Annotated in this window: 13 protein-coding genes; 9 read left to right on the forward strand and 4 right to left on the reverse strand. The window is 66.8% G+C overall.

Going from position 1 to position 13,564, the window contains the following annotated elements; genetic code table 11:
* Window positions 1-110: 110 nt before the first annotated feature.
* The 4 genes from hemW to rph are packed head-to-tail and all read right to left on the reverse strand — an operon-like array spanning window position 111 to window position 3,032.
* Complete coding sequence (hemW, locus tag NJD74_RS00610; protein WP_319623459.1) at window positions 111-1,328, reverse strand: radical SAM family heme chaperone HemW; 1,218 nt, start codon at window positions 1,326-1,328, stop codon at window positions 111-113.
* Window positions 1,328-1,921, reverse strand: a complete 594-nt coding sequence (gene rdgB / locus NJD74_RS00615) for an RdgB/HAM1 family non-canonical purine NTP pyrophosphatase (protein ID WP_167390315.1) — start codon at window positions 1,919-1,921, stop codon at window positions 1,328-1,330. The genes hemW and rdgB overlap by 1 nt, the downstream gene beginning before the upstream one ends.
* On the reverse strand, window positions 1,918-2,307 hold the full coding sequence (locus NJD74_RS00620; RefSeq protein WP_070473544.1) for a VOC family protein: 390 nt from the start codon (window positions 2,305-2,307) through the stop codon (window positions 1,918-1,920). The genes rdgB and NJD74_RS00620 overlap by 4 nt, the downstream gene beginning before the upstream one ends.
* Window positions 2,304-3,032, reverse strand: coding sequence for a ribonuclease PH (gene rph, locus NJD74_RS00625; RefSeq protein ID WP_046274014.1), 729 nt, complete (start codon window positions 3,030-3,032; stop codon window positions 2,304-2,306). The genes NJD74_RS00620 and rph overlap by 4 nt, the downstream gene beginning before the upstream one ends.
* A gap of 120 nt (window positions 3,033-3,152) precedes the next feature.
* On the opposite strand from rph, the gene NJD74_RS00630 reads away from it, so the two are divergent.
* The 9 genes from NJD74_RS00630 to NJD74_RS00670 all read left to right on the forward strand — a co-directional run bounded on the left by NJD74_RS00630 (window position 3,153) and on the right by NJD74_RS00670 (window position 13,479).
* Window positions 3,153-4,013 (forward strand): YicC/YloC family endoribonuclease, encoded by an 861-nt coding sequence (locus tag NJD74_RS00630; RefSeq protein ID WP_019183867.1) that lies wholly within the window; start codon window positions 3,153-3,155, stop codon window positions 4,011-4,013.
* Entirely contained in the window at window positions 4,010-4,675 is a 666-nt protein-coding gene (gene gmk / locus NJD74_RS00635) for a guanylate kinase (RefSeq protein ID WP_319623460.1), read from the forward strand. The genes NJD74_RS00630 and gmk overlap by 4 nt, the downstream gene beginning before the upstream one ends.
* A gap of 112 nt (window positions 4,676-4,787) precedes the next feature.
* Window positions 4,788-5,087 carry a DNA-directed RNA polymerase subunit omega gene (rpoZ, locus tag NJD74_RS00640; RefSeq protein ID WP_005410877.1) on the forward strand — a complete coding sequence of 100 codons (300 nt, stop codon included), beginning with the start codon at window positions 4,788-4,790 and terminating at the stop codon, window positions 5,085-5,087.
* A gap of 157 nt (window positions 5,088-5,244) precedes the next feature.
* A complete protein-coding gene (locus NJD74_RS00645) occupies window positions 5,245-7,404 on the forward strand; it encodes a bifunctional (p)ppGpp synthetase/guanosine-3',5'-bis(diphosphate) 3'-pyrophosphohydrolase (protein WP_019183869.1) in 2,160 nt (719 codons plus the stop codon).
* A gap of 573 nt (window positions 7,405-7,977) precedes the next feature.
* Window positions 7,978-8,370, forward strand: a complete 393-nt coding sequence (locus tag NJD74_RS00650; RefSeq protein ID WP_319623461.1) for a RidA family protein — start codon at window positions 7,978-7,980, stop codon at window positions 8,368-8,370.
* A 1-nt stretch (window position 8,371) separates the two neighbouring features.
* Window positions 8,372-10,489, forward strand: coding sequence for an ATP-dependent DNA helicase RecG (gene recG / locus NJD74_RS00655; RefSeq protein ID WP_319623462.1), 2,118 nt, complete (start codon window positions 8,372-8,374; stop codon window positions 10,487-10,489).
* Window positions 10,490-10,576: 87 nt separating this feature from the next.
* Entirely contained in the window at window positions 10,577-11,512 is a 936-nt protein-coding gene (locus NJD74_RS00660; protein ID WP_102788190.1) for a nucleoside hydrolase, read from the forward strand.
* A gap of 112 nt (window positions 11,513-11,624) precedes the next feature.
* Complete coding sequence (locus tag NJD74_RS00665) at window positions 11,625-11,885, forward strand: type B 50S ribosomal protein L31 (protein ID WP_019183873.1); 261 nt, start codon at window positions 11,625-11,627, stop codon at window positions 11,883-11,885.
* A 316-nt stretch (window positions 11,886-12,201) separates the two neighbouring features.
* Window positions 12,202-13,479: a citrate synthase gene (locus tag NJD74_RS00670; protein WP_070471144.1), complete on the forward strand. Its 1,278-nt coding sequence runs from the start codon at window positions 12,202-12,204 to the stop codon at window positions 13,477-13,479.
* The last annotated feature ends 85 nt before the right edge of the window (window positions 13,480-13,564 follow it).

Genomic DNA, 13,564 nt, shown 5'->3' on the forward strand with positions numbered 1-13,564 from the left:
CCGGGGCGTGTGGGGAGCCGGCCAGCGCGTGGGGAGCCGGCCAGCGGCCGGCAGTACCGGGGTGTGGGGGAGCCGGCCAGCGGCCGGCACTACAGGGGGGCGTCGTGCCTTCAAGGCAGGAACAGCTCGACGACATCGTTGGTGAAGCGCCGGCCCAGTTCGGTCGGGGTGGCGCGATCGCCGCTGACGGTCATCCAGCCGTTGGCCACGGCCACGCCCAGCGGCGCGGCGATCTGCGCGCGGCCCAGGCCGGTGCGCGATTCGAAATCCTTGAGCCCGAAACCCTCGTGCAGGCGCAGCAGGTTGAGCATGTACTCGAACGGCAGGCGTTCGGCGCTGATCACATCGTCCCCACCGATCGAGGCCAGGGTGCCGGCAGTGTCCATGAAGGTCTGCGGATGCTTGTGCTTCCATCGGCGCAGCACGTGCTGTTCGGCACCGCTGCTGATCTTGCCGTGCGCACCGGCGCCGATGCCCAGGTAATCGCCGAAGCGCCAGTAATTGAGATTGTGCTGGCTCTGCTGGCCCGGCTTGGCGTAGGCGCTGACTTCGTACTGTGCGTAGCCGGCCTCGGCCAGCAGGCGCTGGCAGTGCTCCTGGATGTCCCACGCCGAATCCTCGTCGGGGATGCCCTGCGGCGGCCGCGCGAAGAACACGGTGTTCGGTTCCAGCGTGAGCTGGTAGTGCGACAGGTGCGTGGGCTGCAGCGCGAAGGCCCGTTTCAGATCATGCTCGGCCTGGGCCAGCGTCTGCTGCGGCAGCGCGTACATCAGGTCGATGTTGAAGTTGTCGTAGCCGGCGTCCTGCGCCAGTTTCACTGCGCGCTCGGCCTCGCCACTGTCGTGGATGCGGCCCAGGCGCTTGAGCGCCTCGTCGTTGAACGTCTGGATCCCGAAGCTGATCCGGTTCACCCCGGCGGCGCGGTAACGATCGAAACGGCCATGCTCGGCGGTGCCCGGGTTGGTCTCCAGGGTCACTTCCAGGTTCGGCGCGAAGCGCAGCCGGGCCGAGGCTGCCTGCAGGAAGCGGTCGATCGCTTCGGGCGGGAACAGGCTCGGCGTCCCGCCACCGAAGAACACGCTGCTCACCACGCGTCCCCAGACCAGCGGCAGATCCTGGTCCAGGTCGCGGATCAGTGCGTCGATGTAGGCATCGAACGGCAGTTCGCCCTTGGCCGCGTGCGAGTTGAAATCGCAGTACGGGCATTTGCGCACGCACCACGGCAGATGCACGTACAGCGCCAGCGGCGGCGTCACCAGCCGCGGGGCGGGGTCGTGATCGCCGGCGCAGGCTTCGCCGGGCAGGTGGGAGCAGTGGTCGTGTGACATCAGAGCAGGGCGGGCAGTTTCTGCTTGAGCAGCTGCAGTGCCTTGGCGCGGTGACTCATCGCGTTCTTCAGGTCCGGCGCCATTTCGGCCGCGGTCTGGGCCAGCACCGGGTCCAGGAACAGCGGGTTGTAGCCGAAGCCGTGGCTGCCACGCAGTTCGTCGAGGATCACGCCTTCCCAGCTGCCTTCGCAGATCAGCGGCTGCGGATCATCGGCATGGCGCAGCAGCACGATCACCGCGTAGAAGCGGGCCGTGCGGCGTTCGGCCGGCACCTCGCGCATCGCCTCGAGCAGTTTGGCGTTGTTGGCCGCATCGTTGGTCGGGCTGCCGGCATAGCGCGCGCTGTACAGGCCGGGCGCGCCGTCGAGTGCGTCCACGATCAGGCCGGAGTCATCGGCCAGCGCCGGCAGGCCGGTGCTCTGGCAGGCGTGGCGTGCCTTGATCAGCGCGTTCTCGACAAACGTCAGGCCGGTTTCCGGCACGTCGCTGACGCCCAGCGCGCCCTGTGCCACGATCTCCAGCGGCAGGCCGCCGAGCATGGCCTGCAGTTCCTTCAGTTTGCCGGCGTTGCCGCTGGCCAGTACCAGTTTCATTGCTTGGGCTCCAGCAGGTCCCACGTGTTGCCGTACAGATCGCGGAACACCGCGACCGTCGCGTAGACCTCTTCGCGTGGGGTTTCGAGGAAGACCACGCCACGCGCGGTCATTGCCGCGTGGTCGCGCCAGAAATCATCGGTGTTCAGGAAGAAACCGACCCGGCCACCGGTCTGGTTGCCGATCCGCGCGCGCTGTTCGTCGTTGCTGGCGCGTGCCAGCAGCAGGGCTGCCGCGTTGCCGTCGGCCGGACCGACCACCACCCAGCGCTTCTCGCCCTGGTCGATGTCCTGGAGCAGGCTGAAGCCCAGCGCGCCGGTGTACCAGGCGATCGCCTCGTCGTAGTCGGCCACCACCAGGGTAGTCAGGGCGATGCGACGGTTCATGCCTGGGCCAGGGCCGCCTGCTGGGCGGCGAACAGATCCTTGATGCCCTTTTCGGCCAGTGCCAGCAGCGCATCCAGTTCATCGCGGCGGAAGGCATGGCCTTCGGCGGTGCCCTGCAGTTCGATGAAGCCGCCGCCGTCGTTCATCACCACGTTCATGTCGGTATCGCAATCGCTGTCTTCGGCGTAGTCCAGGTCCAGCACCGGGGTGCCGCGGTACACGCCCACCGACACCGCCGCCACCGCGCCGAAGATCGGGTTGCGCTTGATGTCGCCGCGCTTGATCAGGAAGTTCACCGCATCCACCAGGGCCACGTAGGCACCGGTGATGGCCGCGGTGCGGGTGCCGCCATCGGCCTGCAGCACGTCGCAATCGAGCGTGATGGTGCGCTCGCCGAGCGCGCCGCGGTCGATGCAGGCACGCAGGGTACGGCCGATCAGGCGCTGGATCTCCAGCGTGCGGCCACCCTGCTTGCCGCGGGCGGCTTCGCGGTCGTTACGGGTGTGGGTCGAACGCGGCAGCATGCCGTACTCGGCGGTCACCCAGCCTTCGCCCTTGCCACGCAGGAAGCCCGGCACGCGGTTTTCAACGCTGGCCGTGCACAGTACGCGGGTCTGCCCGAAGCTCACCAGGACCGAGCCCTCGGCGTGACGGGTGAAGGCGCGCTCGATGCGCACTTCGCGCAGCTGGTCGGCCTGGCGGCCGCTGGGACGGGAATCAGTCATGCTCAAGTTCCGGTAAGACGGGGGATGCGGGGCCACGCCCGGGCCAGAGACCGGCGGGCGAGGAGGCTCTAAGGAGACCGCTAGGGTACCATTTGCACTTTGAGAGCACCGGAAACCCGCATGATTCGAAGCATGACCGCCTACGCCAACGGCGAGCGCGCCACCCGCTGGGGGACGCTGGCCTGTGAGCTGCGCTCGGTCAACCACCGGTTCCTGGAGGTCGGCGTGCGCCTGCCTGAAGAACTGCGTGCGTTGGAGCCGCAACTGCGCGAGCGCGTCGCTTCGCGCTGCAGCCGCGGCAAGATCGATCTGGTCATGCGCCTGCGTGCGCCGGACGTCACCGGTGCCCTGGTGGTCAACGATGCGCTGCTGGGCCAGCTCGGTGAGCTGGCCACCCGGTTGTCCTCCGGCTTCCCCAGCCTGCAGGTGAGCTTCACCGAACTGCTGCAGATGCCGGGCGTGATGCAGGGCGAGGCAGTGGATGCCGCCGCGCTGCATGCCGAGGCCCTGGCCCTGCTGGATACCGCCCTGGATGGCTTCGTGGCCGCGCGCGAGCGTGAAGGCGACAAGCTGGCCACCGCGATCCAGGAGCGTGTGGACAGCATCGAGCGCATCGCCGCGGAGGTCACCACGCTGATTCCGCTGATCCGTGAAGGCCAGCGCACCAAGCTGTCGGCCCGCCTGGCCGATCTGCCGCACCCGGTCGATCCCGGCCGTGCCGAGCAGGAGCTGGTGATGTGGCTGCAGAAGCTGGACGTGGATGAGGAACTGGACCGCCTGGGCAGCCACATCGCCGAGATCCGCCGGGTCTTCAAGCAGCGCGAGCCGGTCGGCCGCCGCCTGGATTTCCTGCTGCAGGAATTCAACCGCGAGGCCAACACGCTGGGCTCCAAATCGGTGGACAGCCGTACCTCCAATGCCGCCGTCGAGCTGAAGGTGCTGATCGACCAGATCCGCGAACAGGTGCAGAACATCGAATGAGCAGCCAGACCCCTCCGGCCGCCGAGCCCGCGCGCGGCACCCTGTACATCGTGGCCGCGCCCTCCGGGGCCGGCAAGAGCAGCATCGTCAACGCCACCCTGGCCCGTGACCCGCAGATCGCGCTGTCGATCTCGTTCACCTCGCGCGCCACCCGCCCGGGTGAGATCAACGGCGAGCACTACCACTTCGTCAGCGCCGCCGAGTTCGAAAAGATGATCGCCGCCGGTGACTTCTTCGAGCATGCCTGGGTACATGGCGACTGGAAGGGCACCGCGCGGCAGTCGGTCGAGCCGCAGCTGGCGGCTGGCCAGGACGTGCTGCTGGAGATCGACTGGCAGGGCGCGCAGCAGGTCCGCCAGCTGGTGCCAGGCACGGTCACCGTGTTCATCCTGCCGCCGTCCAAGCAGGCGCTGCAGGACCGGATGCGCAAGCGCGGGCAGGACAGCGAGGCGGTGATCGCCCAGCGCCTGGCCGCCGCGCGTGAAGAGATGCTGCACTTCAACGACTTCGACTACGTGATCGTCAACGAGGTCTTCGAGACCGCGGTGGACGAGCTGTGTGCCATCTTCACGGCCAGCCGCCTGCGCCGGGAAGCCCAGAAGGTCCGCCACGCGGGCCTCATCCAGGCCCTGCTGACCCAGGACCCGGCCACAACTGACTGATTCTCAACGGGGTGCTAGCCGGTTGGCTTGATTTTGTCCAGCCCTGGCCGGTACAATCCGTCCCCTTTCCCTCATTCGATTGAGCAGCCCTCACCGGCTGCCGGGAGCCCGCATGGCCCGCATCACCGTAGAAGATTGTCTGGAAGTCGTGAACAACCGTTTCGAACTGGTCATGATGGCGTCCAAGCGCGCCCGTCAGCTGGCCAATGGCGTCCAGGCCACCCTGGACAACAGCGAAACCGAAGACAAGCCGACCGTGCTGGCGCTGCGCGAAATTGCCGCCCGCAAGATCGACAACGCCCTGATCGACGAAGTCGAGAAGGCCGAGCGCGAGCGTGCCGAGCGTGAAGCACTGGAATGGGCCGCTGCCGAAGTCGTCGCCGACGAAGACATGTCCAAGAACGACGACTGATCGCCTCGCGCGTCCGTTGTTGTTGCTGCGAACAGCCCGCCGTTTGGCGGGCTGTTTCGTTTGGGCCGCCGGTGGATCCGGTGCAGGCGTGTTGTTGCAGGTGAAACTCCCTGTTCAGGGGTTTGCCGATATCACGCCGCTGGCATAGTCTTTGAGCATGAACCCAGGCCCCACTGCCAAGGTCGCCACGCCCGCCGGCGCGGCCGTACCCGATTATGTCCTCCAGCTTGAGCGCGCAGCGCACTATCTGCCGCCCGACCAACTGCCGCTGCTGCGCCGCGCCTGGGAAGTAGGCGCCGCCGCGCATGCCGGCCAGACCCGCAAGTCGGGCGAGCCCTACATCACCCATCCGGTCGCCGTGGCCCAGGTCCTGGCCGAGCTCGGCCTGGACGTGGAGGCGCTGATCGCGGCGATCCTGCACGACACCATCGAAGACACCCCGCTGACCCGCGAAGAGCTGGCCGCCGAGTTCGGCGAGGCCGTGGCCGAGCTGGTCGACGGCGTCACCAAGCTGGACAAGCTGAAGTTCCGCGACCGCCAGGAAGCGGCCGCCGAGAGCTTCCGCAAGATGCTGCTGGCGATGTCGCGCGACCTGCGCGTGATCATGATCAAACTCGCCGACCGCCTGCACAACATGCGTACCCTCGGCGCGCAGAGCCGCGAGGCGCGTGGCCGGATCGCGCGCGAGACGCTGGAAATCTACGCGCCCATCGCGCAGCGGCTGGGCATGAGCCTGGTCAAGAGCGAGTTGCAGAACCTGGGCTTCAAGGCGCTGTATCCGTGGCGCCACGCCATTCTGGAAAAGCACATCCGCAGCCAGCCGGTGGTCCGCCGCGAGGCGATGGCGCAGGTGGAGGTGCAGTTGAGCCAGCGCCTGGCCAAGGAAGGGCTGGAGCACCGCCTGGTCAGCCGCATCAAGACGCCGTGGAGCATCTACAACAAGATGCGCGACGAGAACAAATCCTTCGATCAGGTGATGGATGTGTTCGGGTTCCGGTTGGTGGTGCGCAACGTGCCCAACTGTTATCACGCGCTGGGCTCGGTGCATGCCACCTTCAAGCCGCTGGACGGTCGCTTCCGCGATTTCATCGCCATCCCCAAGGCCAACGGCTACCAGTCATTGCACACGGTGTTGTTCGGGCCATATGGTTCGCCGATCGAGGTGCAGATCCGCACCGAAGAGATGGACCTGATCGCCGAGCGCGGTGTGGCGGCGCACTGGACGTACAAGTTCGGTGGCGATTCGCCCAACAGCGCGCAGAGCCGTGCGCATGCCTGGATCGTGGAACTGATCGATTCCCAGCGCGCCGCCGGTTCGTCGCTGGAGTTCCTGGACAACGTCAAGGTGGACCTGTTCCCGGACGAGGTCTACCTGTTTACCCCGAAGGGCAAGATCCTGGCCCTGCCGCGCAACTCCACCGCGCTCGATTTCGCCTACGCGGTGCACACCGATGTGGGCAACATGGCCGTGGCCTCGCGCGTGGACAAGAAGCTGGTCCCGCTGCGCACCAAGCTGGTCAGTGGCCAGACGGTGGAAGTGATCACCGCGCGCTCGGCCACGCCCAAGCCGCAGTGGCTGGAATTCGTGGTCAGTTCCAAGGCGCGCACCGCCATCCGCCACCAGCTCAAACAGCTGGAGCACGAAGACGCGGTCCAGCTGGGCCACCGCATGCTCGACCGCGCGCTGGAGGCGATGGACAGCTCGCTGGAGCGCCTGCCGAAGGGGCGCCTGGATGCCTTCCTGGCCGAACACCGCTACCCCCGCCTGGAGGCCCTGCTGGCCGAAGTGGCGCTGGGCAACTGGATGCCCAACCAGGCCGCGCAGGCGCTGATGGCCTACGCCGAGCTGCGCGGTGGGGCGCATTCGAAGCATTCGCAGGAGAAGATCCTGATCAATGGCAGCGAGCGCGGCGTGGTCAGCTTCGCCAACTGCTGCCAGCCGATCCCGGGTGACGACATCATGGGCTACCACACCGCCGGCAAGGGCATCGTGGTGCACCGTCTGGATTGCCCGAACCTGGCCGAGCTGCGCAAGTCGCCCGAGCGCTGGGTGCCGATCGGGTGGGATACGACGGTGTCGGGTGATTACGACACGTCCTTGATCGTGGAAGTGGAGAACGGGACCGGCGTGCTGGCCCAGTTGGCGGCGGCGATCGCGCAGAGCCATTCGAACATCGAACGGGTCGATTACCTGGATCGCGATTTCAATGCGGCGGTGCTGGCGTTCAATATCCAGGTGCGTGATCGGAACCATCTGGCGGAAGTGATGCGGCGTCTGCGGCGGTTGTCGGTGGTGCAGTCGGTTCGCCGGCAATAAACCGCGTTCCGCGGGGCGATGATGGGCCCCGGCGCTCTTGGCGCACCACCGGAGTAGAGCCGACCGTTGGTCGGCTACCGTGCACCGCGCGGCGATGATCGGCTCCAATGCCTCATCGCCGGGCAATGGGCACACCCCCGGGGGTAGAGCCGACCGTTGGTCGGCTGCTCGCACACCGCGCGGCGATGATCGGCTCCAATGCCTCATCGCCGGGCAATGGGCACACCCCGGGGTAGAGCCGACCGTTGGTCGGCTGCTCACCCACCGCGCGGCGATGATCGATATGGTCGGCCAGCCGACCAACGGTCTTCGTCATTTTCCGGCCAGCCGACCAATCGTCTTCGTCATTTTCCGGCCAGCCGACCAATCGTCTTCGTCATTCTCCGGCCAGCCGACCAATCGTCTTCGTCATTTTCCGGCCAGCCGACCAATCGTCTTCGTCATTTTCCGGCCAGCCGACCAACGGTCGGCTCTACCAGAGATTGCGGCTTCGATTGCGGCTTCGGATGCTTCTCGGGGAGGGCGAGTCCGGCGGTACAATGGTGGGCCCATTTTTGTCCCCCTGGAGCTTCCATGTCCCGTCAGATCATTACCAGTGCCAAGGCCCCGGCGGCCATCGGTCCGTATTCGCAGGCTGTGCGTGCCGGCAATACCGTGTATTTCTCGGGCCAGATTCCGCTGGATCCGGCCACCGGTGACATCGTGGGTGAAGGCGATATCGAGGCGCAGGCGCGTCGTGCGTTCGACAACCTGAAGGCCGTGGCCGAAGAGGCCGGTGGCTCGTTGGATCAGATCGTGCGCCTGGGCCTGTACCTGACCGATCTGGGCGAGTTCGCGAAGGTCAATGCGGTCATGCAGGATTACTTCAAGGCGCCGTTCCCGGCACGTTCGACCATCGAAGTGGCGGGTCTGCCGAAGGCCGCCAACTTTGAAGTCGATGCGGTGATGGTGCTCGACCAGGCCTGACGTGGCACGGTCACGGGCTCCTGCACCGGCACCGGCCCTGGCCGCGGCCGGGGAAGCATCGCTGTCGATGCTTCCCGGGATCGGCCCGGCGGTGGCCACCAAGCTCGAGGCCCGTGGCCTGTCCTCGTTGCAGGACCTGTGGCTGCACCTGCCCCTGCGTTATGAAGACCGCACCCGGCTGACCACTATCGCCCAACTGCAGCCCGGCGTGGCCGCGCAGGTGGAAGGGCGGGTCAGCGCGGTCGAACGCGGCTTCCGTGGCCGCCCAGTGCTCAAGGTCGCCATCGAAGACGACTCCTACGGCACCCTGGTGCTGCGCTTTTTCCATTTCCGCTCGCAGCAGGTGTCGCAGTTCGCCGTCGGCGCGCGCATCCGCTGCTATGGCACCGCCAAGCCCGGCCATACCGGGCTGGAGATCGTCCACCCCAGTTACCGGGTGATGGGCGTCAACGACGATGACGATCTTGGCGACAGCCTCGACCCGGTCTACCCGGCCATCGAAGGCGTCGGCCCGGCCACCCTGCGCAAGTTCATCGGGCTGGCGTTGGACCGGTTGCCGGAAGAATCCACGCTGGAACTGGTGCCGCCGGGCTGGCTGTCCGGCATGGGCCTGCCGTCGCTGCGCAGCGCGCTGCTGACCGTGCACCGGCCGCCGCCGACGGCCGACTTGGCCGCGCTGGCCGCCGGCCGCCACCCGGCACAGCGCCGCCTGGCCATCGAAGAACTGCTGGCCCACCACCTCAGCCTGCGCCGCCAGCGCATGGCGCTGCAGGCCCATCACGCGCCTTCGCTGCGCGGGCAGGGCGCGTTGGTGGCCCAGCTGCGCGACAGCCTGCCGTTCCAGTTGACCGGTGCGCAGCAGCGCGTGTTCGAGCAGATCCGCAAGGACTTGGCCAAGGCGCATCCGATGCTGCGGCTGGTGCAGGGCGATGTCGGCTCGGGCAAGACCGTGGTCGCCGCCCTGGCGGCGATGCTGGCGGTGGAGCGGGGCAAGCAGGTCGCGCTGGCCGCGCCGACCGAACTGCTGGCCGAGCAGCACATGAACAATCTTCGCGCCTGGCTGGCACCGCTGGGCGTGCGCACCGCATGGCTGGCCGGCAAGGTCACCGGCAAGGCGCGCGCCAAGGTGCTGGCCGAGGTCGCCTCGGGCGAGGCGCAGGTGGTGGTCGGCACGCACGCGCTGATGCAGGAAAGCGTGGTGTTCAAGGACCTGGCGCTGGCGATCGTCGATGAGCAGCACCGCTTCGGTGTGCATCAACGCCTGGCCCTGCGCGACAAGGGCGCCGACGGACGCAGCGTGCCGCACCAGCTGGTGATGACGGCCACGCCGATTCCGCGCACGTTGGCGATGTCCGAGTACGCCGATCTGGACGTGTCGGCCATCGACGAACTGCCCCCCGGGCGCACGCCGGTGCAGACCGTGGCGCTCAACAACGACCGTCGCCCGGAGCTGATCGAACGCATCGCGGTGGCGTGCCGCGAAGGCCAGCAGGTGTACTGGGTCTGCACGCTGATCGAAGAAAGCGAAGAACTCGATGCCACGCCGGCCCAGGCCACGTTCGAATCGCTGCAGGCGTTGTTGCCCGGCGTGCGCGTCGGGCTCGTGCACGGGCGGCTGAAGGCGAGCGAGAAGCTGGCCACGATGGTTGCCTTCAAGGCCGGCGAGATCGATCTGCTGGTCGCCACCACCGTGATCGAAGTGGGCGTGGACGTGCCCAATGCGTCGTTGATGATCATCGAGAACGCCGAGCGCCTCGGGCTGGCCCAGCTGCACCAGCTGCGCGGCCGGGTAGGGCGCGGCTCGGCGGTGTCGCGCTGCGTGCTGCTGTACCAGGCGCCGCTGTCGAACATGGCGCGCGAGCGGCTGGAGACGATGCGGCAGACCAACGATGGTTTCCTGATCGCGGAGAAGGACCTGGAACTGCGTGGCCCCGGCGAACTGCTGGGGACGCGGCAGACCGGCCTGGCCGGGTTCCGCATGGCCGATCTGGCCCGCGATGCGGACCTGCTCCCGGGCGTGCACGATCTGGCCGAGCGGCTGCTGGCGGAGGCGCCTGACGTGGCCGACCAGGTGGTGCGGCGCTGGATCGGCACGGCCGTGCGCTACGCGTCGGCATGACGCCTTGCCGCAGGGCGCCAAGGGCACCGCCTTGTATTTGTCATGGCGGGGTGCGAAAGTCCCTTGCCGATTATCAAGACGGCAACGATGACCAAGAAGATTCCGCTGTTGATCGACACCGATCCGGGTGTCGATGACGCCCTGGCCCTGTTGATGGCCTTCGCCGATGAGCGCCACGATATCGTTGGCCTGACCATCGCCGCCGGCAACGTAGGCCTGGACCACACGGTCCGCAATGCCCTGAAGCTGTGCGAAGTGGCTGGCCGTGACGACGTGCCGGTCTACGCCGGTACCGCCGACCCGCTGCTGCACCCCTCCGTCGATGCCGCCCATGTGCATGGCGCCGACGGCTTTGGCGATGTGAACCTGCCGGCCGCCAAGCGCCAGGCCGAAGCCGAGCACGCCGCGCTGGCGATCCTGCGCCTGTCGCACCAGTACGCCGGCGAGCTGTTCCTGGTCGCCCTGGGTCCGCTGACCAACCTGGCCCTGGCCCTCAAGCTCGACCCGACCCTGCCGCAGCGCGTGAAGCGCTTCCTGGTGATGGGCGGGGCAGTGACCTGCCACGGCAACATCACCCCGGCGGCCGAGTTCAACATCGCCTTCGACCCCGAAGCGGCGCACGTCGTGTTCACCGGCTTCCCGCACATCGAAGTGGCCGACTGGGAGGCCACCGTCGCCCACGGCCTGCTGCACGCCGATGTCGAGAAGTGGCTGGCCGCCGACACCGACAAGGCCCGCTTCTACGAGCTGATTTCGCGCCAGACCCGCCTGTGGTCCGAAGACAGCCGCGGCGAGCGCTGGTTCGCCGCCGATGCCCTGGCCATGGCCTGGGCGCTGCAGCCCGAAGGCGCCCTGCGGGTCGAATCGCGTCCCCTGAACGTCGAACTGGCCGGCGTGCACAGCCGAGGTGCTACCATTGTCGACTGGAACCGCCAGACCGGGCAGCCTGACAACACTCAGCTGCTGATGGCCTACGACCAGGGTCGCTTCGAGGCCCAGGTGAGGGCGGCACTCGGCGTCTGATGACGCCGCTGCGGCGGACCTTTCGCACGGTTGATGGACCCGGCTTGCCCTTTGCGGCGGCCGGGACTATAATGCCGCTCTTGACCACCAGCCCTTATTACGGTGCGCGCCCATGAAGGCCGATATTCATCCTGCTTACCGCGACGTGGTTTTCCACGACGTTACCTCTGATTTCAAGATCCTGACCCGTTCGACCATGTCCACCAAGGACACGATCAAGTGGGAAGACGGCAACGAGTATCCGCTCGTCAAGGTTGAAATCTCCTCGGCTTCGCATCCGTTCTACACGGGCAAGCACAAGGTGATCGACACCAGCGGCCGTATCGACAAGTTCCAGAAGCGTTTCGGCAAGCCGGCGCCGACCGCGGCCTGAGCTGTCAACGCAGCTGCATGAAAACAACGGTCGCCTTGGCGGCCGTTGTTTTTTGTTGTTTCCGGATTGCTGAACGCCAGGTGAGGCCCGTGCGCCCCGCCGACGGAACGCTGTGTCCGTGATCGGGCGCCATGCCTTGGGGCGGCTGCAACAGCGCCTTCGCCGCGCCCCGGAACCTGCGTCTACGACTTCCGTCCTAGGGCGTCGAAAATGTTGCTGTGCGATAATGGCGGGATCCACGATAACGATCGTGGACTTCCTTCACGTGCCTGACCCATGCGCTTGGGCGGGCGCCTTCCCTCGAGGAGCGCACACAGTGTCCGATCTTGATCAGGTCACGCTCAACGCCGGCGACAAGTCGGTTGTTCTGCCAGTCATCAAACCCACGCTCGGCAACGATTGCGTCGATATCTCGAAGCTGACCAAGGAAACCGGTCTCTTCACGTACGACTCCGGCTTCACCGCCACCGCCAGCTGCAAGTCCGCCATCACCTACATCGACGGTGACAAGGGCGTGCTGCTGTATCGCGGCTATCCCATCGAGCAGCTCTCGGAAAAGTCGAGCTACGTCGAAGTGGCCTACCTGCTGATCAACGGCGAGCGTCCGAGCGCCGAGCAGCTGAAGGCCTTCACCGACGAGCTGGCCGCCGAGGCCGATGTGGATCCGTCGATCAACACGCTGATCGGCAGCTTCGCCAAGGATGCCCATCCGATGGCCATCCTGACCGCCGCCATCGCGCAGCTGTCGGGCATCTACCACGCCTCGCTGGATCTGTCCGACGCCGAACAGCGTCGCCACGCCGCCGTGCGCCTGATCGCCAAGGTGCCGACCCTGTCGGCCCTGATCTACCGCCACGGCAAGGGCCTGCCGGCCAACAAGCCGGACACCTCGCTGGATTACGTCAGCCGCTTCCTGAAGCAGACCTTCGAGTCGGCCGATGGCCAGTACGAGCTGAACCAGGACGTGGTCAAGGCGCTGGATCTGCTGTTCATCCTGCACGCCGATCATGAGCAGAACGCCTCGACCTCGACCGTGCGTCTCGTCGGTTCGACGGGTGCCAACCCGTACGCGTCGGTCGCCGCTGGCGTCACCGCGCTGTGGGGTCCGGCCCACGGCGGTGCCAACGAAGCCGTGCTGAAGATGCTCGAAGAGATCGGTTCGGCCGACAACGTCGAGTCCGCCGTGCTCAAGGCCAAGGACAAGACCTCCGGCTTCCGCCTGATGGGCTTTGGCCACCGCGTGTACAAGAACTTCGACCCGCGCGCCAAGGTCATCGGTGTGATGACCGGCAAGGTGCTGGAACAGCTGGGCGTGCAGGATCCGCTGCTGGACGTGGCCGTCAAGCTGGAGCAGGCCGCGCTGCAGGATGACTACTTCGTCGCCCGCAAGCTGTACCCGAACGTCGATTTCTACAGCGGCATCATCTACAAGGCGCTGCAGATCCCGACCGAAATGTTCACCGTCATGTTCGCCCTGGGCCGTACCTCCGGCTGGGTCGCCCATTGGCTGGAACAGCAGGTCGATCCGGAAATGAAGATCGGTCGTCCGCGCCAGGTCTACACCGGCAGCGACGTGCGTGACTACCAGGGCTGATCGCCCCGGCAGGTTGTGATGAAAACGCCCCGCACTGCGGGGCGTTTTTTTTGGGCGCCGCCGGTCACCTCTTTTCGTACTTCTT

This window comes from Stenotrophomonas sp. RG-453, from assembly GCF_033843685.1.
Classification (GTDB): Bacteria; Pseudomonadota; Gammaproteobacteria; order Xanthomonadales; family Xanthomonadaceae; genus Stenotrophomonas; species Stenotrophomonas bentonitica_A.

What these genes read in the sequence shown, in the direction of transcription:
- hemW (WP_319623459.1), bottom strand. Translation starts at nt 1,328, where the DNA reads ATGTCACACGACCACTGCTCCCACCTGCCCGGCGAAGCCTGCGCCGGC.
- rdgB (WP_167390315.1), bottom strand. Translation starts at nt 1,921, where the DNA reads ATGAAACTGGTACTGGCCAGCGGCAACGCCGGCAAACTGAAGGAACTG.
- NJD74_RS00620 (WP_070473544.1), bottom strand. Translation starts at nt 2,307, where the DNA reads ATGAACCGTCGCATCGCCCTGACTACCCTGGTGGTGGCCGACTACGAC.
- rph (WP_046274014.1), bottom strand. Translation starts at nt 3,032, where the DNA reads ATGACTGATTCCCGTCCCAGCGGCCGCCAGGCCGACCAGCTGCGCGAA.
- NJD74_RS00630 (WP_019183867.1), top strand. Translation starts at nt 3,153, where the DNA reads ATGATTCGAAGCATGACCGCCTACGCCAACGGCGAGCGCGCCACCCGC.
- gmk (WP_319623460.1), top strand. Translation starts at nt 4,010, where the DNA reads ATGAGCAGCCAGACCCCTCCGGCCGCCGAGCCCGCGCGCGGCACCCTG.
- rpoZ (WP_005410877.1), top strand. Translation starts at nt 4,788, where the DNA reads ATGGCCCGCATCACCGTAGAAGATTGTCTGGAAGTCGTGAACAACCGT.
- NJD74_RS00645 (WP_019183869.1), top strand. Translation starts at nt 5,245, where the DNA reads ATGAACCCAGGCCCCACTGCCAAGGTCGCCACGCCCGCCGGCGCGGCC.
- NJD74_RS00650 (WP_319623461.1), top strand. Translation starts at nt 7,978, where the DNA reads ATGTCCCGTCAGATCATTACCAGTGCCAAGGCCCCGGCGGCCATCGGT.
- NJD74_RS00660 (WP_102788190.1), top strand. Translation starts at nt 10,577, where the DNA reads ATGACCAAGAAGATTCCGCTGTTGATCGACACCGATCCGGGTGTCGAT.
- NJD74_RS00665 (WP_019183873.1), top strand. Translation starts at nt 11,625, where the DNA reads ATGAAGGCCGATATTCATCCTGCTTACCGCGACGTGGTTTTCCACGAC.